The sequence below is a fragment of the Pseudomonas sp. 9.2(2024) genome, assembly GCF_039695385.1.
Taxonomy (GTDB): domain Bacteria; phylum Pseudomonadota; class Gammaproteobacteria; order Pseudomonadales; family Pseudomonadaceae; genus Aquipseudomonas; species Aquipseudomonas paraglycinae.
Window position 1 is genome coordinate 4,426,899 of record NZ_CP155585.1, and the last position, 22,646, is coordinate 4,449,544.

Annotated in this window: 23 protein-coding genes and 1 pseudogene; 11 read left to right on the top strand and 13 right to left on the bottom strand. The window is 55.2% G+C overall.

The genetic code is table 11. The annotated features are described in order from the left end of the window. Nucleotides 1-3: 3 nt before the first annotated feature. Together ABFB52_RS19825 and ABFB52_RS19830 are read right to left on the bottom strand one after the other, a co-directional pair. Nucleotides 4-213 carry a hypothetical protein gene (locus ABFB52_RS19825; RefSeq protein ID WP_129974277.1) on the bottom strand — a complete coding sequence of 70 codons (210 nt, stop codon included), beginning with the start codon at nucleotides 211-213 and terminating at the stop codon, nucleotides 4-6. 152 nt (nucleotides 214-365) lie between these two features. Then, the gene (locus tag ABFB52_RS19830) at nucleotides 366-725 is read right to left on the bottom strand and encodes a DUF6124 family protein (RefSeq protein ID WP_007955862.1); all 360 of its coding nucleotides are present in this window, start codon (nucleotides 723-725) and stop codon (nucleotides 366-368) included. A gap of 465 nt (nucleotides 726-1,190) precedes the next feature. Between ABFB52_RS19830 and ABFB52_RS19835 the strand changes: the two genes are divergently transcribed. From ABFB52_RS19835 to ABFB52_RS19850, 4 genes are all read left to right on the top strand, one after another. Next, nucleotides 1,191-1,736 (top strand): PAAR domain-containing protein, encoded by a 546-nt coding sequence (locus tag ABFB52_RS19835; protein WP_129974278.1) that lies wholly within the window; start codon nucleotides 1,191-1,193, stop codon nucleotides 1,734-1,736. Between the two features lie 9 nt (nucleotides 1,737-1,745). Further along, complete coding sequence (locus ABFB52_RS19840; RefSeq protein ID WP_129974279.1) at nucleotides 1,746-2,528, top strand: hypothetical protein; 783 nt, start codon at nucleotides 1,746-1,748, stop codon at nucleotides 2,526-2,528. Beyond that, nucleotides 2,513-2,875, top strand: a complete 363-nt coding sequence (locus ABFB52_RS19845; RefSeq protein WP_129974280.1) for a hypothetical protein — start codon at nucleotides 2,513-2,515, stop codon at nucleotides 2,873-2,875. The genes ABFB52_RS19840 and ABFB52_RS19845 overlap by 16 nt, the downstream gene beginning before the upstream one ends. A gap of 184 nt (nucleotides 2,876-3,059) precedes the next feature. Further along, on the top strand, nucleotides 3,060-4,184 hold the full coding sequence (locus ABFB52_RS19850) for a DUF4238 domain-containing protein (RefSeq protein ID WP_129974281.1): 1,125 nt from the start codon (nucleotides 3,060-3,062) through the stop codon (nucleotides 4,182-4,184). 389 nt (nucleotides 4,185-4,573) lie between these two features. Here the strand turns inward: ABFB52_RS19850 and ABFB52_RS19855 are convergent, their stop codons facing one another. The 3 genes and pseudogenes from ABFB52_RS19855 to ABFB52_RS19865 form a co-directional block, all read right to left on the bottom strand. Continuing rightward, nucleotides 4,574-5,638: a transcriptional regulator gene (locus ABFB52_RS19855; protein ID WP_346836101.1), complete on the bottom strand. Its 1,065-nt coding sequence runs from the start codon at nucleotides 5,636-5,638 to the stop codon at nucleotides 4,574-4,576. 1 nt (nucleotide 5,639) lies between these two features. After that, nucleotides 5,640-6,554: an endonuclease/exonuclease/phosphatase family protein gene (locus ABFB52_RS19860; protein WP_129974282.1), complete on the bottom strand. Its 915-nt coding sequence runs from the start codon at nucleotides 6,552-6,554 to the stop codon at nucleotides 5,640-5,642. Nucleotides 6,555-6,614: 60 nt separating this feature from the next. Beyond that, a pseudogene (locus tag ABFB52_RS19865) lies at nucleotides 6,615-6,821 on the bottom strand (tyrosine-type recombinase/integrase); the annotation flags it as partial. Between the two features lie 171 nt (nucleotides 6,822-6,992). Here ABFB52_RS19865 and dusA point away from each other — a divergent pair. Together dusA and ABFB52_RS19875 are read left to right on the top strand one after the other, a co-directional pair. After that, nucleotides 6,993-7,988 (top strand): tRNA dihydrouridine(20/20a) synthase DusA, encoded by a 996-nt coding sequence (dusA, locus tag ABFB52_RS19870; RefSeq protein WP_346836102.1) that lies wholly within the window; start codon nucleotides 6,993-6,995, stop codon nucleotides 7,986-7,988. A gap of 84 nt (nucleotides 7,989-8,072) precedes the next feature. Continuing rightward, the gene (locus ABFB52_RS19875; protein WP_129973247.1) at nucleotides 8,073-8,444 is read left to right on the top strand and encodes a DUF2388 domain-containing protein; all 372 of its coding nucleotides are present in this window, start codon (nucleotides 8,073-8,075) and stop codon (nucleotides 8,442-8,444) included. Here the strand turns inward: ABFB52_RS19875 and ABFB52_RS19880 are convergent, their stop codons facing one another. Beyond that, nucleotides 8,445-9,278, bottom strand: a complete 834-nt coding sequence (locus ABFB52_RS19880; protein ID WP_129973246.1) for an undecaprenyl-diphosphate phosphatase — start codon at nucleotides 9,276-9,278, stop codon at nucleotides 8,445-8,447. A 506-nt stretch (nucleotides 9,279-9,784) separates the two neighbouring features. On the opposite strand from ABFB52_RS19880, the gene ABFB52_RS19885 reads away from it, so the two are divergent. From ABFB52_RS19885 to ABFB52_RS19895, 3 genes are all read left to right on the top strand, one after another. Continuing rightward, nucleotides 9,785-10,525 carry a winged helix-turn-helix domain-containing protein gene (locus ABFB52_RS19885; RefSeq protein WP_102688122.1) on the top strand — a complete coding sequence of 247 codons (741 nt, stop codon included), beginning with the start codon at nucleotides 9,785-9,787 and terminating at the stop codon, nucleotides 10,523-10,525. A gap of 290 nt (nucleotides 10,526-10,815) precedes the next feature. Then, a complete protein-coding gene (locus ABFB52_RS19890; protein WP_129973245.1) occupies nucleotides 10,816-11,475 on the top strand; it encodes a helix-turn-helix domain-containing protein in 660 nt (219 codons plus the stop codon). 382 nt (nucleotides 11,476-11,857) lie between these two features. Continuing rightward, on the top strand, nucleotides 11,858-13,252 hold the full coding sequence (locus ABFB52_RS19895) for an undecaprenyl-phosphate glucose phosphotransferase (RefSeq protein ID WP_129973244.1): 1,395 nt from the start codon (nucleotides 11,858-11,860) through the stop codon (nucleotides 13,250-13,252). 363 nt (nucleotides 13,253-13,615) lie between these two features. Here ABFB52_RS19895 and ABFB52_RS19900 read toward each other — a convergent pair whose 3' ends face one another. The 6 genes from ABFB52_RS19900 to galE all read right to left on the bottom strand — a co-directional run bounded on the left by ABFB52_RS19900 (nucleotide 13,616) and on the right by galE (nucleotide 19,814). Next, the gene (locus ABFB52_RS19900) at nucleotides 13,616-15,694 is read right to left on the bottom strand and encodes a YjbH domain-containing protein (protein ID WP_129973243.1); all 2,079 of its coding nucleotides are present in this window, start codon (nucleotides 15,692-15,694) and stop codon (nucleotides 13,616-13,618) included. Next, complete coding sequence (locus ABFB52_RS19905; protein WP_064381057.1) at nucleotides 15,691-16,422, bottom strand: capsule biosynthesis GfcC family protein; 732 nt, start codon at nucleotides 16,420-16,422, stop codon at nucleotides 15,691-15,693. Before ABFB52_RS19905 ends, ABFB52_RS19900 begins: the two co-directional genes overlap by 4 nt. Nucleotides 16,423-16,451: 29 nt before the next feature. Then, nucleotides 16,452-17,117: a YjbF family lipoprotein gene (locus tag ABFB52_RS19910; RefSeq protein WP_129973242.1), complete on the bottom strand. Its 666-nt coding sequence runs from the start codon at nucleotides 17,115-17,117 to the stop codon at nucleotides 16,452-16,454. An 11-nt stretch (nucleotides 17,118-17,128) separates the two neighbouring features. After that, nucleotides 17,129-18,244: a polysaccharide biosynthesis/export family protein gene (locus ABFB52_RS19915; RefSeq protein ID WP_172829496.1), complete on the bottom strand. Its 1,116-nt coding sequence runs from the start codon at nucleotides 18,242-18,244 to the stop codon at nucleotides 17,129-17,131. 90 nt (nucleotides 18,245-18,334) lie between these two features. Then, nucleotides 18,335-18,571, bottom strand: a complete 237-nt coding sequence (locus ABFB52_RS19920) for a hypothetical protein (RefSeq protein WP_003226528.1) — start codon at nucleotides 18,569-18,571, stop codon at nucleotides 18,335-18,337. A 226-nt stretch (nucleotides 18,572-18,797) separates the two neighbouring features. Continuing rightward, the gene (gene galE, locus ABFB52_RS19925; protein ID WP_039772766.1) at nucleotides 18,798-19,814 is read right to left on the bottom strand and encodes a UDP-glucose 4-epimerase GalE; all 1,017 of its coding nucleotides are present in this window, start codon (nucleotides 19,812-19,814) and stop codon (nucleotides 18,798-18,800) included. Nucleotides 19,815-20,194: 380 nt separating this feature from the next. Here galE and galU point away from each other — a divergent pair, with 380 nt between their 5' ends. Further along, complete coding sequence (galU, locus tag ABFB52_RS19930) at nucleotides 20,195-21,028, top strand: UTP--glucose-1-phosphate uridylyltransferase GalU (protein WP_085613139.1); 834 nt, start codon at nucleotides 20,195-20,197, stop codon at nucleotides 21,026-21,028. Between the two features lie 47 nt (nucleotides 21,029-21,075). Further along, complete coding sequence (locus tag ABFB52_RS19935; protein ID WP_085748361.1) at nucleotides 21,076-21,483, top strand: mannose-1-phosphate guanylyltransferase; 408 nt, start codon at nucleotides 21,076-21,078, stop codon at nucleotides 21,481-21,483. Between the two features lie 3 nt (nucleotides 21,484-21,486). On the opposite strand, the gene ABFB52_RS19940 is transcribed toward ABFB52_RS19935, so the two are convergent. Further along, entirely contained in the window at nucleotides 21,487-22,635 is a 1,149-nt protein-coding gene (locus ABFB52_RS19940) for an SGNH/GDSL hydrolase family protein (protein WP_085748360.1), read from the bottom strand. Between the last annotated feature and the right edge of the window lie 11 nt (nucleotides 22,636-22,646).

Here is a 22,646-nt window from a genome sequence, read left to right on the forward strand (position 1 = left end):
CCCTCAATCGTCATGCATCAGGCCGGAGCTGTACTGGTTGAAACTGTTACCGATATTGCTCCCGCCGAACTTCAACGTATTCACGTTCCGCGCCTGCAGCGACTGACAGTCACTGGAGAAACAACTGGTGGTGGTCAAGCCACCGGAGCCGGAGCAGGCGCTTAAAACCGAGACGGTGGCGACGATCAACAGCGCTTTGAGTGGATTGTTCATGGTGTGTGGCGCTCGGGTGGGGTCGGGATCTTGTAGAGGGATCGTAGGCCTGTGCGGGTGGCGGGAAGATGAAACTTGTGGGGTTTTCAGCGTGGGTTCAGGTTGAACCCACGCCTGACGATCAACCCTCCACCGCAAAGGGTTGCCCGAATCTACTTCGGCTCGACGTTATCCAGCGCCTGATTCACCGCCAAAGACCCCAACATCACCAACTGCGCAATGCCGATGGCGGTTTTGCGGTGGGCGGGTTCCAGGGTGGCGGCGAAGTTATTGAGCATTTCGGAGGCTGAACCCAAGGATTCGCTGGCATTGGCGAGCAGGGATTCGGTGTCGTAGGCCGGGTTGGCGAAGTACATCGGGTCATGTTGGGTGTGGCTGCCCATGATCCGTTGCTGTGGGGTGAGGTAGTGATCGAGGGCGCGTTCGGCGGCTTCGTTCAGGGTTCGTGAATCGGGGAATTTGTAGGGGGAGACTGGATCGGTTTCTGGTGGGTTGGGTGTTGGTTTGAACATGGATGAATCCTCTAGCGCGATTACCAAAAGGAACCATCACCCTTCGCTACCAAACGTTGGGTGGCGGCCATACGCGGGTTGGTAGACCGGTCGCACTAGAACCCGGCGCCCACGAATGAGCCCCACGCATGACCACCATGAAATCCGAGCCCTGAAAAAGGGCTGCACACGGTGACGCCATGAGTCTAGAACGAAGCGGGCTACCAAACCCGATCACTGGTTTGCAGTGACGTAGAGACGATAAAACCCGCGTGCTAGACGCACAAGCCGGCGGATTCTGTCTTAGGTGTAGGGGGTGGCGCAAGGATGCGTAGGGCCGAAAGTAGTGTCAGAGAGCTTCGTTTAAACACACTCAGATTTTGCTGTTTAGATGGATAACCAACACCGGGCACGTCGCCGTGAGGCAACCACCAAAGCAACTCTGATACAGTCGGTGCCAGCTAATCCGTTGACAGGGAGTCAAACATGGCAAAGCCCGCTGCACGCATCACCGATCCCACCAGTTGCCCCATCCCCGGACACGGCCCCAAAGCCATTGCCTCCGGATCCCCCGACGTATTCTTCGACGGACTCGCCGCCGCCCGAAAAGACGACACCTGTACCTGTGGCAGCGCACTGGCCTCCGCCGTATCCAGCACTGTATTCATCAACGGCAAAAATGCCGCGCTGGTTGGCACAGTCGGTTCACATGGAGACGTTGTGATCGGAGGATCAGGAACGGTGATTATCGGCGACTCACATACACCTGCGCCGTTTACGCCACCGACGCCGATGATCATTCATGGGAACTGGATCGCTTTTAAGATCCCAGCTTCTGAGAGCTATCAAGGATTCACATGCACCGCGCACTTTGATGACGGGTCATCAATGACTGGATCCTTCGACTCAAATAACACAGTCCGATTTGCCAACCCAACCGGCAAAATGTGCCATACGCTCGAATTTGCAGAGCACGAAAACACCTGCACTACATCAAGCATTGATGCACTGCTTAAAGATATCTTGGGATAAGGACTTCTCATGACCGAACCGTACCTCGTAACCGGCTCTTATGTTGTCAAGAGTGAGCACACCCTAAGCCAGTCTCCACTCGAAATGGCAATCGCGGGCATGGAAGGCGCTGCCACACGCTTTTCGATCGACGCGATCAAAGACGAACGCGTCCGCGCCAGCTACCAGCGCAATATCAAACGAATGGCGCAACAGGTATTGGCAGACGTTAGAGCTGGCAATATCACCGTTGAAGACGGTACAAAATTCAGCAATGAAATGCGCAACAAAATTATGTTTGAACATCGTAAGTTCACCTCCGCCCAAGGCGTAGCCGTTGCCGAGAAAAAGAAAAAAGGCGGAAAAACGCACGCAGATATTCTTGATGAAAAATCTCGAACCGGCTTCAACAAAAATTACAACGAACTTTCAAAGACCCAGCAAAAAGAAATTCTTTATAAAGCCCTTGAAGGATCGGGCCGAGACAACGCCAAATTTACAGCCGGTACAAAAATCATGACCGTCATGGGCAAGGTTGGAATCATCATGACTGCCGCCCTTGCTACCTACGAGATTCTGAACGCTGACAACAAAGTAAAAGAAAGCGCGCGACAAGCAACAATCCTTGGCGCGGGAGCCGCCGGCGGATTCCTTGCGGGCCTGGGTGTTAGCGCAATTTGCGGCCCAGCAGCACCAGCATGCGCAGTGGCTGTGGTTTTAATAGGTAGCATGGCAGGTGGCATTGCCGGAAGCGTAGTTGCGGATACTTTTGACGAAGAATTAGAGGAGCTTTCCCATTGGGAAGTATTTTAACTCCGGAAGATAAAGCCAAAATCCAGATAGCATTGGCTGAAGCCTTCGTTGACAACGAAGTCGACTATGCATACATCGCGGAGCGAATTAAACCCTACGATCTGAAAATTGTTGAAGACATACTATATTCAGAAGTGGCTCCGGTGTGCTTTGGCAATCTTGAGACACCAGTGCCGCCAATTTGGACGGGGTTCAAAGATGAGTGGTTGTTGGACGAGATTGAAAAAGAACTGCGAGCTCGTCAACGAAGTAAGGTGCGGCGAAATTTTGACAAACTGAAGATTCTTTGGCTTCGTTACAGCTATCGCTATATTTGGAAGGAAATCTTAAAAAGCACAAACAAATAGCCAACTCAACAGTAAAAAAATGAGGACAGATATATTCATCACTCAAAACAAATAAATCTGTCTCCTTTTGATTTTAAAATCAATCTGCCCCCCGTTCGATCGAGGCAATTATCACCCAGCAAAAAAACCGTCAACACTAGCGCAACAACACCATAAAAAACTTAAAACACTCAAGGCCCTCCCTATGCCCGCAAATAAAAAACATCATTACGTCCCTAAATTCTATTTAAAAAACTTCTCACAAAACAATCTATCGATAAACATTTTCAACATTACCCACAACAAAACCATCTCCCAGGCAAACCTCAAAAATCAGTGTTACAAAGACTATCTCTATGGAAAAGACGACAAAGTCGAAAAAGCATTAGGCGGAATCGAAGGCGTCGCCGCAAGAATATTTAGATCAATAATAAAAGAAAAAATACCTCCCCGCCCTTTCACAATAGAACATATGCGCCTAATGCTTTTTGTCTTAATTCAGCACAGCAGAACCACCTACGCAGTAGATGCTCTAAATGAGATGACTGACAAATTTGCAAAAAAATTACTTTCTGCGAACAAATCTCTAAACCAAAGCGACATTGAAAAATTAAAAGTCTCCATAACCGAAGCCGGTGCATTTTCAGTAGCCACCGCGACCTCCGGCCTACATCTTATTCTAGACTTAAAGTGCAAAATATTAATTGCAAAGGAAGGGACAGAGTTTATAACATCTGACAACCCAGCAGTTCTTTACAACCAACTATTTGAAAAGCTTCCTTACATGAGCGCCATCGGCCTTGCGTGCAAAGGCCTACAAATCTTCCTACCTATATCGCCATCAATCCTATTATATTACTACGACTCTGAATGTTATAAGACTGGGGATCGCAGATCAAACACCACCCATATAACTGAGCAGCACGACATGGACAGCCTAAACCTACTACAATTCGTTAACGCCAGCGAAAATATATATTTCTCAGATGCGCAAAAATCACAAATCTCCACCCTAAAGTCCGCTATTACTTTGCGCCCGACTAACAAAACCAAAATCTCCACTCACCCTAACTGGGAAACAAGCACACATCGCTCAGAACTATGGGTATCATCTAAACAGTCGAACAAAACAAACATGTCTCTAGCATGCATAAAAATACTAGAGAAAGCACTTAGCTTAATAAAAAATCTTTCAAAACAAACTTCCCACCCCGCATTAATTGTGAGAAGCCCCGCTCTAATGCAACTTGATAACGAATACCGTAAACATTTGAAAGACAGTAAAAAACACGTAAGCTTTTTTGAGTTCTTAAGAAACGGACAAAATTAAAATGCGATCATCGACCCTTAACAAGAGCAGCCCTTACAAGACTAGCACAAATAAAAAAACACAACAAAATGGGGAGAGATTTATTTATCACCTAGAAGTCAATAACAAATAAATCTGTCCCTTTTGTCCTTTTGTTCCGCTTTTGTCCCGTCCCTTTTGTCCCAAATCCGTTGACAGGACGTCACACATGTCAAAGCCAGCCGCCCGCACCACCGATCCCACCAGTTGCCCCGTTCCCGGACAAGGCCCAAAGCCATCGCCTCCGGATTGAATAGATCTGTCCCCCTATTGTTCATGGGGCGTGCAGCATAAATAAGGGGCTTACGCCCCTTATTTGACCCTTCATCTAAATAAGAATGCCGTAGCTTGATGGGCTCAATGCAGATCATTTAGAGCCCTGGATTAAGCTCACTTTGAGGGTTTCCGGGCTTCACTTCATTTACGCCGTCACCCAACGCGTCAGCATTTGGCACCGCAGCTGATGCAGGGCTTGGAGCTGCTGGCTTGATTGCTCTAGGCGCAGTTGGTGGCTTGACTGCCGCAGGTTTTTTCGCTGTCGGCTTAAGTGCGGCCTTGGGTGCCGCAGGTTTTGCTGCTGAATTAGCCTCTGCCTTGCCTGCCGCAGGTTTTGCTGCTGGCTTAGCCGTGGCCTTGGATGCCGCAGGTTTTGCTGTTGGCTTAGCCGCTACCTTGGCTGCCGCAGGTTTTGCTGCTGATTTAGCCGCTACCTTGGATGCCGCAGGTTTTACTGTTGGCTGAGCCGCTACCTTGGCTGCCGCAGGTTTTACTGTTGGCTTAGCCGCTACCTTGGCTGCCGCAGGTTTTGCTGCTGATTTAGCCGCTACCTTGGCTGCCGCAGGTTTTGCTGCTGATTTAGCCGCTACCTTGGCTGCCGCAGGTTTCGCTGCTGGTTTCGCCGCAGCCCAGACTGCCCCGGGCTTTGCCGCTGCTACTGCACTCCCTTTCACCACTCTAAGTGGACGACCTTTGACAACTTCTTTTTCTTTGCGATCAGTTAGAGATGAGTTCAGCAAACTCAAATATGTTTTACCTACAACAGGAGCACTCAAGAGCTCTTCCAATGCAGCACCCAACTCAACCTTGCTCTTCGATATTATTTCACGCTGCTCAAATTGCAGCACAAAAGTAAAACCTTTAGGGTGCTTAATCCAATTGGCAATCTTCGCCTTTTTATTAGCATCGTTCGTAGATCGTATGAAAATCGCCCCACTAGTTTGCACCTGCGAGACAGGTGGAGTTCCAGTCAAAACATCTAAAGCCGCCGAAACACCTGATACGTACGAGCTCAAACGCTCTATAACAAACTCACCTTCTGTCGCCTCCAAAAACTTACCTGCAAGTTCGAAGAAAACCTCGTCAATCTCTAATTGATACTTATTAAGCTCCTTTGCGGCTTTAATGCCTCGCTTAAATGCTCCCACGAAATCAAACATGTCAAACCCTCATGAGCTTCGTTGAAACCGGCAAATGATCAGAAACAACACTCCAATCATCAAAATAACGCCCAAATTCAATTAGAGAGTAAATTTTAGTTGCCCCCTCCGAAAGATGCCAGTTACCCTGACCAAAAAACGATGAAGAAAACAACATCTGATCGAACGTTTTCCAATAGGTCATTTCTTTGCCTTGCTTATAATAGCAGGTGCCATAGGGGTAATTCCATAATGGCCGATCAGTGTGTACATAGGGGATCAAGGCTCCCATTTCTCTCCAGAATGGATTATACAACACGCGCTTATTCGCCAAAACGAAACTCTTATCACGGGTTGCCTTCAGATGATGCGTCATTGAGTCTTCGTACGGATCATCATTGAAATCTCCCATAAGTACAATGTGGGAATTATCTCCTCCCATTTCAAACACCGCATTTATTGATGACCTCAGGGCGCTTCCTAATTCCGCCCTATGCGGCTTCTCTGGCACCGAACGCCGACTTTGCCAGTGCGACAAATAAACAGTAAAAACCGACTCATTACAAACGCGAAACCTAACTTTAACCCCCGCCTTATAAAATACGCGCGCCTCATCTCGCCTATTCACAAATTGATGATCCAAGTACTCAACTTTCCGCTCATTTATTATGACGCAGAAATCATTAACACTATTACCACTAACGCTATAAAGAGAAACAACTTTTAAATTCTTCTCTTCAAATCCTTCAAGCAGCAAACTTATTGCGGATATTTCTACCAGGCTGACCTCACACAAGCCTAGCAAGTCAATCTCATCCTCAACAAGCAGATGCCGCAGCACGGTTAAAAAACCTTTAGCCTCCCTCTTGCCTTTAGCACTTTTTTTGGTCGTCGGCGGAGACATCCCCGTGTTCCACCACGCAATTTTTAACTCCATTTATCACCTTCAAGACATCAAGTTTCCGGGCAAACTTTTCTCACTCAAAAGCGCAATCATTTACTTATAGCTCCCGGACAGATTTTTTTCTAGCCATAACCATTTATTATATTTATCACCTTGCCTGCGCAGATGGGTGTAACGTCGTAACGAGTTCCAGTCTCGATGACCCGAGGCATTCGAAACTCTGGGAATATCTCAGTCCATCTCGAACAGCCGGCTCACCCTTTCATGCCGCAGATCATGGAAATGAAGATCTTCAATGCCCAATAGCGGACTGGCCCGGAAGACTGGGAAGACTGGGGACTGATTTATGTATCAGTGCCCCTTTTCAGGCACCAAACCCCGTCAGCACAGCGTTCAGGTCCTCCCCAAGCCCCTCCCGGCCATTCCTGATAAACTCCCCCACCTCCCAGCCACACCGATTCCGTACCCCCAATGCCCCCAATCTCCGCCACACCCGCCCCACTTTCCCGCCGTTTCTCCGTCGCGCCGATGATGGATTGGACTGACCGTCACTGCCGGTACTTCCTACGCATCCTGTCGAAAAACGCCCTGCTCTACACCGAAATGGTCACCACCGGCGCTCTGCTCAACGGCGATCACGAGCGTTTCCTGCGTCACAACGAAGCCGAGCATCCGCTGGCGTTGCAGTTGGGTGGTAGCGTCCCGCTGGACCTGGCCGCTTGCGCGCGTATGGCGCAGGAACACGGTTACGACGAGGTGAATCTGAACGTTGGCTGCCCGAGTGATCGGGTGCAGAACAATATGATCGGGGCGTGCCTGATGGGGCATCCGCAGTTGGTGGCGGATTGTGTGAAGGCGATGCGTGATGCGGTGTCGATTCCGGTGACGGTGAAGCATCGGATCGGGATCAATGGGCGGGACAGTTATGAGCAGCTGTGCGATTTCGTCGGCACGGTGCGGGATGCCGGGTGCACGAGTTTTACGGTGCATGCGCGGATTGCGATTCTGGAGGGGTTGTCGCCGAAGGAGAACCGGGACATTCCGCCGTTGCGTTATGACGTGGCGGCGCGGTTGAAGGCGGATTTTCCGGAGTTGGAGTTCATTCTGAACGGCGGGATCAAGACGATGGAGGCCTGCCATGAGCATTTGCAGACCTTTGACGGCGTGATGCTGGGGCGCGAGGCGTATCACAATCCTTATCTGCTGGCCGAGGTGGATCAGCAGTTATTCGGCAGTGCCGCGCCGGTGATCAGCCGGGCCGAGGCGCTGGCGCAGTTGCGGCCTTATATAGCCGAGCATTTGCTGGCCGGCGGCGCGATGCATCACATCACCCGGCATGTGCTGGGCCTGGGCACCGGGTTTCCGGGGGCGCGCAAGTTTCGTCAGTTGTTGTCGGTGGATATCCACAAGGCCAAGGATCCGCTGGCGTTGCTGGATCAGGCGGCGGAGTTGCTGGCGGGTCGTTGATCGATGCTTTGAATATGCGGGCAACGACTGACTGTTGCCCGCTGATGTAATTCTTTTGATGTACTGACAGGATGTCTTTTGTTTATGCCCGCGTTGAATTTCTCTGGTTTCAAGCGTTGCACCCTCCTTGCCTTGTTTTGCGCCACGCCTAATGCCCAGGCCCACTGCGACGGGCTGTGTCTGGGTAACACCGATACGCCATGGGAGGTGACCAAGTTGTCTGGTTTCTCGCTTGCTTCCCTGCTGCTCACTCCTTTTACAGCCTCGCAAGAAACCACCGACAGCCATAAACGCGTTTACTCCCCCGAGGAGCTGGAAGACGCGCGGCTTTATCTAGCCAGCGACGGCATGCTGAAGGCTGCGTATTTCACGTCAGCCTTGCAGCGGTTTCGTCAGGATTCGCCCGACTCTGAATTGAATGACCTCGCCGTCGCCGCACTGATCAGCAGTCAATGATCAGGCGGCTGCGGCCGCCGTCCAGTTCACCCAGCCGAACTGCCAGGTGGCAAGGATCAGCAAGCCGAAGCCGATCCGATACCAAGCGAAAGTGGCGTAGCTGTGGTTCGCAATGAACTTCAGCAGGCCGCGCACGGCGATCATCGCGAAGATGAACGCTACGACGAAGCCCAGGGCGAAGACTGGCAGGTCGCCGCTCTGGAACAGTTCGCGGTACTTGTAGCCGGAATACACCGCGGCGCCGACCATGGTCGGCATCGCCAGAAAGAACGAGAACTCCGTGGCGGCCTTGCGTGACAGGCCGAACAGCAGACCGCCGATGATGGTGGAACCGGAGCGCGACGTGCCTGGAATCATCGCCAGGCACTGTACGCAACCGATCTTCAGCGCGTCGGCCCACTTCATGTCGTCCACATGGTCGACACTCACTACATGATCCCGCTGCTCGGCCCACAACATCAAGATGCCGCCCACGACCAATGCAACGGCAACGGTGATCGGGTTGAACAGGTATTCATGAATCGTGTCGGCGAATAACACGCCGAGAATGACCGCCGGGAAAAAGGCGATCAGCAAATTGCGGGTAAAACGCTGGGCATTACTTTGGGTCGGCAGGCCTTTGACGATCTCGAAGATCTTCGGGCGAAACTCCCAGACCACGGCCAGAATGGCACCCAGTTGAATAATGATGTTGAACGCCATGGCGCGTTCACCGCCGAACTCCAGCAAGTCGGCAACGATAATCTGGTGGCCCGTACTGGAAATGGGCAGGAACTCGGTCAGGCCTTCTACCGCCCCAAGAATCAGCACCTTGAACAAGGTCAGTAAATCCATTAATCCTCCGTCAGAACGCTCTTTGCGGGCGCCCTGTTAAATGCATTCAGGCATTGAGTATCTGAAGTAAAACAATTGGCAGATGCACACCCATTGCCCGACTCGGGGACGGAGAATATGTCTTATCAAAAGCCACACTCAAGGCATGTTAATAAACGTCCGTGTGTGAACTTGTCGACGTTATAGCCAAAAGACAGGCCTGCCCCTAAAATGTGACCCACCTCACACTGCTCTGATACGTAGGCAGTTGAGTGATGGCCAAGGGACATAAAAACAGCTCGCGATAATTACAAAATAGTGGCACCATTCCATATTGCCACCATCTAACGGCCTCAATTCCGTTAGTTCACAGCCCCGAAAAAATCAACTAAAAGCTTGAATCGCTTAATTATTGTTAGAAAACTCGGGAGCCACGTCTAAAATTCGTCCAAATGTTACCAATTGTCAGTCACAGATGAGAACCGGTGCTTTAACATCCCGATGTCAGCACCTTTTCGAGTCAATGCATGATGCTCACAGGTAACTTAGCGACTAGAAGCCCGCGCCGCACAAGCGACGAACCAGGTGTTCTCACCCTGGGTCGTACCCGTGGCGTGGCTGAACACTTTAGCGCGCTAATCGCAAAGCATGTGCAGAGCGGTGTGGCTGTTGAAGCCGACGCCTACATTAGTTCATATCAGCACAACGAATATCACGGCCTGTATCGGGCGATCTTCATTATCATCGACAGCCCTCAGGCACTCGAAGATAACCTTGCCCTGGTGGAAAACCTGCGCAACGACAACTTGAAGCCGATTATTTGTGCAGTGATCACAGGTCGCGGCGCCCACAACAAGATCAAGTACTTCCTGGCCGGTGCCGACTTCTGTATCAAACTCAATACCTTGTCCGATGAAAGCGCGGAACTGCTGGGTGAGTTCTTCGACAGCGAAGAATGGCAACGCGATATCAATCTGGTGCTGGACCCCACCCGCATCTGCCTCTCGGACACCAGCAAGAAACTCGATATCTCCTTTGCCGAAATGAAGATCCTGCAAGCCTTTGCGCAGACCGGCAATCACATTCTCAGCCACGATGAAATCGCCAGCATCATGGGGCTGAACACCCAATTCTACGACCCTCGGGCGCTGGAAAAATCCATCAGCCGCTTGCGTGGGAAAATCAAGGACGTGTACGGTACGAACGCCATACAGAGCATTCGCGGGTATGGCTATCGTCTGATGAGAGGGTTGATCTCAACTCCTTGATTCAGGGAAACACTCTTTTGCAGCATACGAGGGAACGTCTGATGCAACGCTTCAAACATCCGCTTTCTCATAGTTTTAACCGCGTCACATATCTAATAAAAAGCTGTCAATTGCATGAGCGCTGCAACACTTAAACATAACAATAAACCATTACTCTAACGCAGACCGAGTGGAACTTATCGAGGCCATCTTTGGGCCCAGACCCTGCCTGATCGATTAATTCCGAGGAAAACATTGCTCGCCTGCCATTATTTTTTCGCCAAATTTGGTGTGTACTTTAGGAGAGAGACATGGAAACCAGCACGACCCTCCCAAGAAAATACTTTGTTGTCGTGACTAACAGCTCAGCGTCGCAACGCGAACTCGAGAGCATTCTCTCCAGTGAGCGTTTCAATTCGTTTGGCACGTCTCAGGCACAAATGTTTATTGAAGGTGTTGCTTCGCCCTCTTCCACTCCGATGCTGATGGAGTTCACTTACCCACGCGGCACAAGGAAGCATGTCGCACCCAGCATTGAACATGATACCCAGCGCATATTGGCCACCCTCGAATCGGAATGGCTGGCAGCACAATCGGCGCATTCATTTCACAATTCCACGGCCATGTCCGAAAACCCTACTGACACTTCCCGAACGATCGAATCCGACGCGCCCTGCACCGAAGCCTGGCATCTGGACAATGATCAGGGTGCATTGACGAAAGAAGGCGTCGAGATCAGTCTCACCGGGCTTGAAACCGCACTGGTGCGCAAGATGCTGCACCATGAAGATCGTGTTGTCAGTCGCGACGATCTGATCCTCAGCATCGGCCGCGAGCCGGAGCAATACCGGGGACTGGAAATGTGCCTGAGCCGTCTTCAAGACAAATTCAAGAACGCCAGCAACGGTGAACGATTGTTTCGTGCCGTGCGCAATCGCGGTTATTGCCTGATCCAGGAAGTTGTTGCCTAAACAACATCCCTCACTACAAGACAAACAGATACAAGTGCGATTACAAAAATAAAAAAGCACTCTGTTTGGTTTCACCCCTCCCTGGTTATACCCGCCTCCTGACCCCACCTACGATAGCAAACACAATATTGATTATTCACCCCCTGCCTTTCGACCTTTTCTAACGTTTGAATATTGTAAATTTAAATAAGTTGGCACTGTGCCATCTTGTTAGAACTCGTCAGACAGCATCCCCGGCAATAACTTAGTCTATTGACTGACGACAGTTCCGCATTCCGGCGTTGTTACCTCAGGACACTGACTCAAACAACAATAACAAGTCTGCTTAACAACTCGGTTTTCTACTGTCGAAACCTGAACGGACGTCTTTTGGGGATATCGTATGGATCTTTCTCTTCGTATCAATCGAAACACCGGCCTCAAGGGACTGACCTTTTGGGGCCAATGGGCGCTGGCACAGAGTTTCATTGTTTCCCTGTTGTTCATACTGGCCGAACAGCACACTGGCACCGTCGAGTTCTACTATCGGATGTGCACGATCCTGGCGGTACTGGCCTCGGTGCCGGCTTATACCTTCAGCGGCGCGTATCGAAAGCGAGACAATTATTTGACCGGGCTGGGTCGACTGTTCATGGGCTGGTTCATGACCATGGCCGGGCTGGCGTTCATCGCCTTCATCTGCAAGGCCGATGCGCTGTTCTCTCGCCAGGTCATCCTTGAGTGGGCGGTATACGGTTTCCTCGGTCAGGCGCTGCTGTACGCACCGCTGCATGCGTTTTCGAAGTTCTACCAGCGTTCGCGCAAAAGCGAACACAAGACCCTGATCGTCGGCACCGGCGAACTGGCTCTGGGCCTGGCGAAGAAGTTGAGCCAGCACGAAAACCTGCCGCTGGTTGGTCTGGTCAGCAACGGCGATACCGCGTCGCTGGAAGCGGACGCCCCGCGCGTTGTCGGCGCTCAGGACGAACTGCTCGAGCTGATCCAGAACCACGACATCCGCCGCCTGTACATCACGCTGCCGCTGTCGGAAGCCGCCAAGATCGAGGCGATGTATGTGGACTTGCTGGATGCCAACGTTGACGTGGTCTGGGTGCCGGATCTGAACAGCCTGACACTGCTCAACCACTCGGTGAAAGTCGTGGATGGCCTGCCGGCGATCTACCTCAACGAAAGCCCGTTGACCAGCCGCCCGACCGCAGCGCTGAGCAAAAGCCTGGTGGAAAAAACCGTCGCCCTGCTGGCCATCATCCTGTTGAGCCCGGTGCTGCTGGCCGTGGCCCTGGCGGTGAAACTCAACTCGCCGGGCCCGGTGTTCTTCAAGCAGGATCGCCATGGCTGGAACGGCAAGGTGATCAAGGTCTGGAAATTCCGCTCGATGCGCGTTCACGATGACCGTGACGTCAAGCAGGCCAGCCGCAACGATTCGCGCATTACCGCGGTCGGTCGCTTCATCCGTCGCACTTCGCTGGATGAGCTGCCGCAACTGTTCAACGTGCTGCAAGGGCACATGGCACTGGTCGGCCCACGTCCGCACGCGGTGGCGCACAACAACTACTACTCGGGCAAGATCCTCGCCTACATGGCCCGCCACCGAATCAAACCGGGCATCACTGGCCTGGCGCAGATCAGCGGTTGCCGGGGCGAGACAGACACCCTCGACAAAATGGAAAAGCGTGTCGAGATCGACCTGAAGTACATCAACAACTGGTCGCTGTGGCTGGATCTGAAAATTCTGGTGAAGACGCCGTTCACCCTGTTGTCGAAGGATATTTACTGAGACGCAGGGCTTGAGAAGGCAACACCGCAAGGGGACGAAAGTCCCCTTTTTTGTGGGCGGGATTTGGGGGTTGGCGGAGGGCTCTGCGGCCAAGGAGAGTCTGATGTTTTGATGTCGGCTGAACAGACGCCATCGCGGGCAAGCCCGCTCCCACAGGGATTAGGGAAATGCTGAAGATTGCGACCTCACCCACTAACCTGTGGGAGCGGGCTTGCCCGCGAAGGCGCCGGTTCATTCAACATCAGGTTTGAACCTGGAATACACCGACTCCCACCGCAATCATGGCTGGATCAAGATCCCCCTTCACCACAAACAAAAACGGGAGCCATCGGGCTCCCGCTTTTTCTTCCCGCTCTTCGGAACCTACTCAGTAATCTTCCCGAAGTTGCGGTAGAACATGTCCCCTTCCCGACTATCCGTCATGGAGTGCAGCTGGAAGCTGCGATTAAGCCGCGCGCCACCGTCACGGGTCAGCGGAGCCCACACCAGGTTGGCGCGGCGCATGGTCGACATGCTCATCATTTCGTCGAACGGAATCGACAGGTACAGCCCCTTGTCGAAACTACCCTCGCCATACTCGGCGCTGCCGGCAGTGGTGATCGTCGCCCAGGCGCCAAAGCGCACGCCGTTGAAGAACTCGCGGGAGATGTCCACCGTGCCGCCAAAGTCGCCCGCCAGATAACGGCCGACGCTGACCGCGGCCAGCGTGTCGAACGGCAGGTCGGTGTAGCCGGTGATGTGGCCGGTCCAGACCGAGTAATCGCGCAAACCGAAACCCTGGTCGAATTCACGCTGACGCACGTAGTTCAGATCCGCACCGATCGACCAGCGCTTGCCGGTCGGGCGAAACAGCACCTCGCCCCCGACCCCGGCGAACATCGATTCCAGATAACCGCCGTAGACCATGCCGTACAGATCCTTGTCCAGTTGCTCGGCGTGGCTGACCTGAAACAGCGGCATGGTGGTGTCCGACGTGGTCAGGTACTGACGCAAGTCGGTGCGCACGCGCGGCAGGCCGCTGGGGGCGTCGTAGGTGAATTTGTCGAAGTTGTTGATCAGGTTCTGACTGAGCAAACCGTTCCACCAGGTGTTGCGGTTGAAGCGGTACTCGGCATCCAGATCCGCCGTGAACTGATAGAGCAAACCATCGGGGCCGCCGACGTTCTGTTTGAAGCCCAGGCCGACGCCGTAATTGAAGTGCTGCGGCGCTTCGGTGTAGAGGGTTTTCTCGTTGCGCGGCATCGCCGGATTGATCTCGGTGGTGCGGTGCAGCGATTCCAGCGGTTCTTCGTTGTTGATCACTTCGCGGAAGGTCTGCCGGGGCACGCTGGTTTCCTCCAGCGGCAGGTCGTAGCGCTTGTTGACCACGGTGAACCAGTCGATGTCGTCGTTGACGCTGTTGTCGAGAATCCGGCTCGCGCGGCCGACGGCTTTGGGCGAATGGAAATAGCGCTGCTGCTCGCCGTACACGATCAGTTCGGAATCGCGCTGGGTGATGCGCTCGACCTTGTAGCCAGCGTTCTGCTGCAAACGGCGCGACACGTCGGCCCAATTGACCTCTTCCATCGTCGTGCTCGGCGCCTTCGCCGGCAGCGGTTCGGCCGGTGGGTCGAAGGTCTTGGCCGGGGCCTTGCGGCTGACGAAATTGGTGTGGAACGTGATGCCGAACATCGCCGTGTTGCCGCGCTCCCAGGCCGCACTCACATCGACGGAATCGGTCACCTTGAACACCGCACCGAGGTTGATCGGCGAGTCCTGCTTGATGATGTTGTCCTTGGGCTCGTGCTTGTAGTCGTTGCCTTCGTATTCGAGCTTCAGGCTGAGACGGTCCCAGGGCGTCTGGTAACTCACACCGCCGAAAAACGACGGCTTGCCGCGAAAGTACGAGCCGGCGTTGACGTCACCGGTGCCCTCCAGGTCAGGGCGGGTGTTGAAGCGGTCACTGATCGAACCCAACGGGTTGTCGACATCGCCGCGATTACCGATGTAACCCCAGGCGATGCCGGCGCTGAAATCGAAATTGTCCCAGCGCTTGTTTGCGACGAAGAATTCACTGGCAAACAGACCGGTACCGCCGATGTCTCGAAAGCCCAGCGCCACTTCCGGCGCCCAGTGGCTTTCCTGCCACAGCCGGACCTTGGCGTCGACCGCCTTGTCCTTATAGCTCTGGCTGCCGCTCAGCGCTTCGGAACCGTAGGGACGGTTGGTGATGGCGGTGTAGCGAAACGAACCTTCCAGCCAGTCGAGCGGCTGCAACGAAACGCTGTATCGGCTGTACGGTTCGGTGCGGTTGGCGTTGACGCTCAACTCACCGGCGGGCGACATGCGCGCGGTCGGGGTCTGCAACAGACCGACGCCGCCAAAATCATTCTGGGTGATCCGTGGCTCGGCATGCACCAGGCCACATGGCAATAACAACACAGCTGCAAAACGCAAATTCAACGAACCACCTCAGCCAACTGCGTGGCAATCAATTCGGCCAACTGCTGATTCAGTTCAGGGACAGGCGGATCCAGATCATCGTTTTTCACCGGCACCAGAATCTTGCTGCCGGCCACGGGCATCTGCCCGCTCTCGCGGTTCCAGTGGGCGATGCCGACCCGCCGCGATTCGCCGTTGGGCTGGATCAGCCACAGATAGTCGGCATCGGCGTCCGCCGTCAGCAACGTGCAGCCCTGCAGGTATTCGCGGGCCTCCTGCAACGGCTGATAAGGCAAACGGCACGGCTCGGCGACGGCGCCCAGCACTTCGACTTCGTCGACCCGTTTCGGGTAGATCAGTTGATCGCCATCGTCGAGGCGGATGTTGCGGGCGAAGCCGACTTCCACCGCCACCGGATCGAGATCGGCGATCTGCCGCCCGGTCACCGGCATCTGCCGGACCTGCTCGGCCAGTCGCTGGGCCAGCGCCGCTCGACTCGGCTTGTCAAACAGCATGGCCATGCGCTGCAGCACGTCCAGATCGAACAGCACGCCGACCTTGAGTCGCGTCTGTTCTTCCAGCAACGACTGACGCAGCAGAACGCCCGCCAGCCAGTAGCCTTCGGCATTCGGCACGGCCTCACCGATCACATCGCGCAAACGTCCGCCCGCCGGCAATTCGATCGGGCCCGGGTTGGCGACATCACCGCTGACGATAACCGCTGCCTCGCTGATCCCAGTGAGTAACATCAAACACGCCGACAGCGCTCTGAGCCGCTTCACGGCAGATGCCTGCGGTCAGGGGTCAGCTGCACGATCCTGACCCGCAACTGCGAGGTCAGTTGCTGTTCACTCTGCACAATGAAACCGTCCACCGGATCGACCCAGTAACGGTTGGTTGCGCGCAGGCCGATGGCCGGCGCGTCAATCTGCTCATCGACACGCAGCACGGAGTATTCCTTGTCGAGAATGTCGAGGGTTTCCAGGGATTTTCGGGAGAAGCGGCTGTTGACGATGATCCCGACTTCCTGGCCCTTGTAGAGGTCGATCCAGCGGCGGCTGGTGTAGCCGTCGGTGATGCGATGCAGGCCCTGTTTGAACGGCGAGTCATCGGACAGGCGCGTGCCGTCGAGATCGCCCTCCACGCCCAGGCCGACAGTGCGCATGGCCAGGCCGTCGCGCATCAGCAGCACCTGCTTGCCGGAGGCGACCCAGAACTGCAGGTCCTCGCGCTCGCGCACCAGCGCCAGCACCCCGGAGCCGGACGGCGTGGTCAGTTTGAGTTGGGGATACTTGACCCCCGCGACCTGCTCCGCCGACACGTCCAGTTCATCCGGCCCGATGACGGCGGACTTGAGGTTGTTCAACGAAGCGCTCATCAGCGGATTGCAGCCACTGAGCAACACGGCCGCCATCAGGCACACGCCCACTTTCAACGTTTTCACAGTCGGCGGCCTTATTTGCTGTTGTTACTGTATTCGCTCCAGTTCTTCGCAGCGGAAGCCCCGGTCCCGACAATCGATGCCGACGGCACCAACTGGCTGATCAGGCGATTCCAGCGAGTCACGTTGGCAGGCCCGACGTAGACCACGTCCTGAGGCCGCACTTCGAAGTGCGAGGCGAGCGCCATGGCGGTCGGCGACTCGGCTTCCAGCTGATAGATTTTCGCCGGCTCCACGTCGAGGTTTTCCACCCCGCGAATCACGTACACGGCGTTGCCGTTGGAGGTGGTCTGGCTCAAGCCGCCGACCGACCCGAGCACGTCGGACAGGTTCATGGTGGCGGTCTTGAAGCTCAGCGCACGGGGCTGGTTGACCTCGCCCATCACGTAGATGCGCTTGTTGTCGTTGTACGGCAGATACAGTTGATCGCCTCCCTTGAGGTAGACGTTCTGCAATTCGGAATCCTGCTGATTGAGCGCGTCGAGATTGAGCGGATAGACCCGCCCGTTGCGCGTCAGCATCAGCCCGGACAAGTCGGCATTGTTGGTATCGACACCGGCCGAACCGAGGGCTTCGACCACGCTCAGCGGGTTGGTCGAAATCGCCTGGGGGCCGGCCTTGGTGACGGCGCCCGAGACCACGACTTTCTGGCTGGCGAAACGCAGCACCGCAACATCCACTTGCGGCTCGGCAATGAACGCCGAGAGACGTTGCTCGATGTCCGAACGCAGCTGCTGGATGGTTTTGCCGGCGGCCTGGACTTCCTTGATGTACGGGTAGTACAAGGTGCCGTCGGAGCGCACCAGACGGCCGTTGGCGTCGATCTGCTGTTGCGCACCCGAGGGGGCGGTCAGCTCGGGGTGATCCCAGACCGTGATGTACAGCACATCGTTGCTGCCGATGCGGTATTCGGCCGGGGTCGCCAACAACTCCGCCGGCACCGACTCACGCTTGTACGTGGCGCGGTTCATGGCGATGAGCTTGGGGGTGATCGGAATGAGCTCGACCCGGCTGCTTTCGCTGGCGCCCTGGCGCGTGATGCTACTGGTGCTCAGGTACTGGCCGGGGGAGAACATGCAACCTTGCAAAGCGATACTTGCCAACAATAAAAGAGAAAAACGACGGGTCATAATGGCACTACGCTATTCAAGGGCGAATCCAAAAACAAAGTCACCCGACTTTCGTCGGGCGACCCTGTACTGCACCAACAGATACTTCAGTTAGTTGTGCGTGCCGGTTGTACCCGTGGTACCGGTGGTACCCGTTGTACCGCCGTTGGCACTTCCACCACTGTTGGACGCCGCTACAGCACTGGCGACCATGGCAGTACTGGCAGCAGGCGCTGTAGAAGCCGCGACACTGCCAGATACATTGGTCACTGCTGTAAGCGGCGCTTCAGCTGCGGAGGCCCAGTTGCTCAACATCGTCAACAGGGCGATCGCCATCACTTTCTTCATATCAACTCCTTTCTAACATCGCACCTAACATCGGGTGTTCGTTAGAGGTGGTAGAGTTCAAGTCGCAAAAAGCGCGAACAAGATCCGTTGTTCTTTCACAGTCTTACACAACTGATAAAAGTCGAACGGCAGGTTTATATCTACGGACTTGCAAAAGGCATTGCCAGTCTAATTTCCCGACGATATCTAACAACCTGACTGAAACTAACATTGCACTAAAACGCCATCATCCCTGATAACCCCGGGGATGATTCGATTGCCAGCGCCAGGTGTCGGTGACCATGTCCTGCAAGTTGCGTGTGGCTTTCCAGCCGAGTTCCTTCGCCGCTTTCGAGGCGTCGGCCCAGCTCTCGGCAATATCCCCGGAACGCCGTGGCATTACCCGGTAAGGCACCGGCTGCCCGCAGGCCTGCTCGAAGGCCCGCAGCACCTGCAACACGCTGTAGCCGTCGCCGGTGCCGAGGTTCCAGGTATGAATGCCGGTACGGTCGGCGATGGTTTGCAGGGCTTTCAGGTGCCCGTCCGCCAGATCCACTACATGGATGTAATCACGCACGCCGGTACCGTCGACCGTCGGGTAATCGTCGCCGAAGATCGACAACTCCTTGAGGCTGCCGACCGCCACCTGGCTGATGTAAGGCACCAGATTGTTCGGAATGCCGTTGGGGTCTTCGCCCATCTGGCCGCTGTGATGCGCGCCGATCGGGTTGAAGTAGCGCAGCAGCGCAATGCTCCAGCGCGGTTCGGACTGGCACAGGTCGCGCAGCACGTTCTCGACGATCAGCTTGGACTGGCCGTAGGGATTGGTCGGAGTGCCGGTCGGGAAATCCTCGCGGATCGGCATCTGCGCCGGCTCGCCGTAGACCGTGGCAGACGAGCTGAACACCAGCCGGAACACTCCCGCCGCTGCCATCGCCTGGCACAGCGTGATGCTGCCGCTGACGTTGGTTTCGTAGTATTCGAGCGGCTTGCGCACGCTCTCGCCCACGGCCTTGAGCCCGGCGAAATGCAGCACGGCATCGATGGCGTGCTGCTGGAAAATCCGGTCCAGCAGGGCCCGGTCACAGACATCCCCGCGAATCATCAGCGCACTTTTGCCGCAAATGGCTTCCACCGCGTGCAAGGCGGCGTCGCTGCTGTTGCAAAGATTATCCAGAACTACAACTTCATAACCTGCTTCAAGTAGTGCAAGTGTGGTGTGCGAGCCGATATAGCCGGCGCCACCCGTTACCAGAATCTTCATAGCGCGGTCCATAAGTGGGAAAAGTGCCAACTCGCGTGTCAAGCGCTGTTTGTTTAATGTGTGTCTTGATTCACACAAACAACGCGACAACAACCAGAAACAAAAACAGTTCAATCACTGGCTATAAATATTTTTACAAGCCAAACTGTATTGCCTGGTACTTATTAGCACTCCCGCGCATTCATCACTATCAACGGATGCCGACTAAAAATAACCAATAAGTGTCAAACCGACATCTCATAACATTGTCGTGTTTTACACTCATTGCTATTTGCCACTCATCTCCCGAGTCAGGTATTAAAGTACAGCTTCAATAACTTGCAACCTTTCGTTATTGCAATAAACGATGGCAGTGCGCCATGAATGACCAGGAAACTTTTATGATCCGTAAATGTTTGTTCCCCGCTGCCGGTTATGGCACGCGTTTCTTGCCGGCCACCAAAGCCATGCCCAAGGAAATGCTGCCGATCGTCAACAAGCCGTTGATCGAATACGCCGTTGAAGAAGCACGGGACGCCGGCCTGCAACACATGGCCATCGTCACCGGCCGGGGCAAGCGCGCACTGGAAGACCACTTCGACATCAGCTACGAACTCGAGCACCAGATTCGTGGCACCGAGAAAGAGAAGTTCCTGGCCGGCACTCGCGAGCTGATCGACACCTGCACGTTCTCCTACACCCGTCAGGTGGAAATGAAAGGCCTGGGCCACGCGATTCTCAGCGGCCGCCCGTTGATCGGCGACGAGCCCTTCGCCGTGGTGCTGGCGGACGACCTGTGCCTGAACCTCGAAGGCGACGGCGTACTGACGCAGATGATCGAGCTGTACAGGAAATTCCGCTGCTCGATCGTCGCCATCCAGGAAGTCCCGCGCGACCAGACCCACAAGTACGGAGTGATCGCCGGCGAGGCGATTTCCGAGGGCATCTACCGGGTCAACCACATGGTGGAAAAACCGGCCCCGCAAGACGCACCGTCGAACCTGGCGATCATCGGCCGCTACATCCTCACGCCGGACATCTTCGACCTGATCGCCGACACCGAGCCGGGCAAGGGCGGCGAAATCCAGATCACCGACGCCTTGATGAAACAGGCGCAGAACGGTTGCGTGCTGGCCTACAAATTCAAAGGTCTGCGCTTCGACTGCGGCGACGCCGAAGGTTACCTGCAGGCAACCAACTTCTGCTACGACAACGTCTATCTGAAGGGCCGCTGAGCGGCCCTCACTGATTCATCGCCGCACGCACATCCAACGAGGCAACCATGAACATTGCACAACATTCCGCAGAGATTGAACGTGAGGTGGACAACCTCGGGGTGATGAGCTGGTTATCCCGCCATCAGCCATTGCCCAGCGCCAATGGCCCGTGGCTGGGCACCCTGCTGCTGGTCGACCGCCTCGGCGTGTTTCCGTCGTCCGGGGACATACGCCGACCGATGCGTGATCCGTATCCCCTGCTCGCCCACCTGAAACGGATCTACGGCGAACAGGCGCTGGAGGTCGATGACCGCGACGGCCTGAAAGTGATTTTCAGCGACTGGCGTTTTCGCGTGCGGATTTGCTGCAACGACCCGGCGATCATCGTCAACGTGGAAACCCGTTGCGTGACGCAGTTGATGCCGCAGAAAACCGCAGAGCTGCTGAGCCATCTGGATCTGTTCGACAACTGACGGCTACTTCGAAGTCTCGCCACAGCTGTCCTGTGGCGAGACTTTTTGCTGTCCGCCCACGACCCAACGATAGAAGTAATCGGCAATCACCCGCCCGCCCGTGGCCGGCACCGGATGAATCTTGTCCGGCCCGATCATCGCTGCGGCGTAGCGTTTGACGTCGGTGCCGAACGCGCATTGCAGATTGGCGTAACCCAGACGCTGCTCACGGGCCCAGGGCTCGATGACCTGCGCATAAGCCGACATCGGATAGGCGCTGGAGCGGGTGGTGTCCTGACGCAGGATCAGGTTGATGCTTGCCGCCGGTTGAATCTCGCGGAGCATGCCGACCAGACCCTGAACGTTATGCAGATACTGCTCGGGCTTTACGCCAAAACCCTGGTCGTTGCCACCGAGCATGATCAGGTAAATGTCTGCGGGGATCTTCGACACCACGGCTTTCCACTGCGCCTGCCAGCGCGCATCGTCGTGATAGAAATCAGCAGATGCCGCGCCGGACGCGGCCAGTTTCGATACCCGAACCCCGTCCTGATCGTTGCTCAGCCACAGGCCGAACAGGGTCGGCGCGCCCTTCAGCACTTCCAGTCTGAAGGCCCAGTCGGTGGCGGCCGACGTAGCGGACAGCGGGACTTCCTGTACGCCCTCGCCCGCGAGTTTCAACGGCTGCCAGTCGGCGGAGGGTGACCAGCGATAACGCAACTCACTGGACTCACCGTTGCCGAGGTAAAGCAGTTTCGCCTGGGTGACTGCGGTGTTGATGGCAGGCGTCGGGCTGGCCTCGACTTGCAGCCAGGCGCCGGGGTGGCCGGTCACCGTGCGGCTGTCGGGGCTGGCCTGGCCGAGGCCGGAGACCTGCCAGTCGCCGCCGAAGTATTTTTCGCTGCTGCGGGTGTACTTGAAATGCGTGCCGCCGAGCGCTGCGCCGTGGTTGAAACCGACATAACCCGGCCCGGCAAACCCGACCTCCCCGGCCACCCGTTGCACCAGTTTGTTCAGGTAGAAATCCTGCCCGGCGCTGTAGCTGTCACCGATCACCGAGATCGACAACACCTTGCCGGCCTTGCCTTCGCGCCACTGGCCAAACCGCTCGCGAGCGTCGCCGACCTGCACCACCGACGCCGCCACCGGCGGCACCTCATCAACAGCCAGCATGAATCGCTTCC

Excerpts from the sequence above, each read along its gene's own strand:
- ABFB52_RS19880 (WP_129973246.1), bottom strand. The coding sequence starts at position 9,278 with ATGGATTTACTGACCTTGTTCAAGGTGCTGATTCTTGGGGCGGTAGAA.
- ABFB52_RS19855 (WP_346836101.1), bottom strand. The coding sequence starts at position 5,638 with ATGTTTGATTTCGTGGGAGCATTTAAGCGAGGCATTAAAGCCGCAAAG.
- ABFB52_RS19830 (WP_007955862.1), bottom strand. The coding sequence starts at position 725 with ATGTTCAAACCAACACCCAACCCACCAGAAACCGATCCAGTCTCCCCC.
- ABFB52_RS19890 (WP_129973245.1), top strand. The coding sequence starts at position 10,816 with ATGGAAACCAGCACGACCCTCCCAAGAAAATACTTTGTTGTCGTGACT.
- ABFB52_RS19885 (WP_102688122.1), top strand. The coding sequence starts at position 9,785 with ATGATGCTCACAGGTAACTTAGCGACTAGAAGCCCGCGCCGCACAAGC.
- ABFB52_RS19905 (WP_064381057.1), bottom strand. The coding sequence starts at position 16,422 with ATGTTACTCACTGGGATCAGCGAGGCAGCGGTTATCGTCAGCGGTGAT.
- ABFB52_RS19935 (WP_085748361.1), top strand. The coding sequence starts at position 21,076 with ATGAACATTGCACAACATTCCGCAGAGATTGAACGTGAGGTGGACAAC.
- galU (WP_085613139.1), top strand. The coding sequence starts at position 20,195 with ATGATCCGTAAATGTTTGTTCCCCGCTGCCGGTTATGGCACGCGTTTC.
- ABFB52_RS19840 (WP_129974279.1), top strand. The coding sequence starts at position 1,746 with ATGACCGAACCGTACCTCGTAACCGGCTCTTATGTTGTCAAGAGTGAG.
- ABFB52_RS19895 (WP_129973244.1), top strand. The coding sequence starts at position 11,858 with ATGGATCTTTCTCTTCGTATCAATCGAAACACCGGCCTCAAGGGACTG.
- ABFB52_RS19920 (WP_003226528.1), bottom strand. The coding sequence starts at position 18,571 with ATGAAGAAAGTGATGGCGATCGCCCTGTTGACGATGTTGAGCAACTGG.
- ABFB52_RS19835 (WP_129974278.1), top strand. The coding sequence starts at position 1,191 with ATGGCAAAGCCCGCTGCACGCATCACCGATCCCACCAGTTGCCCCATC.
- ABFB52_RS19940 (WP_085748360.1), bottom strand. The coding sequence starts at position 22,635 with ATGCTGGCTGTTGATGAGGTGCCGCCGGTGGCGGCGTCGGTGGTGCAG.
- ABFB52_RS19825 (WP_129974277.1), bottom strand. The coding sequence starts at position 213 with ATGAACAATCCACTCAAAGCGCTGTTGATCGTCGCCACCGTCTCGGTT.
- galE (WP_039772766.1), bottom strand. The coding sequence starts at position 19,814 with ATGAAGATTCTGGTAACGGGTGGCGCCGGCTATATCGGCTCGCACACC.
- ABFB52_RS19850 (WP_129974281.1), top strand. The coding sequence starts at position 3,060 with ATGCCCGCAAATAAAAAACATCATTACGTCCCTAAATTCTATTTAAAA.
- ABFB52_RS19915 (WP_172829496.1), bottom strand. The coding sequence starts at position 18,244 with ATGACCCGTCGTTTTTCTCTTTTATTGTTGGCAAGTATCGCTTTGCAA.
- ABFB52_RS19875 (WP_129973247.1), top strand. The coding sequence starts at position 8,073 with ATGCCCGCGTTGAATTTCTCTGGTTTCAAGCGTTGCACCCTCCTTGCC.
- ABFB52_RS19860 (WP_129974282.1), bottom strand. The coding sequence starts at position 6,554 with ATGGAGTTAAAAATTGCGTGGTGGAACACGGGGATGTCTCCGCCGACG.
- dusA (WP_346836102.1), top strand. The coding sequence starts at position 6,993 with ATGCCCCCAATCTCCGCCACACCCGCCCCACTTTCCCGCCGTTTCTCC.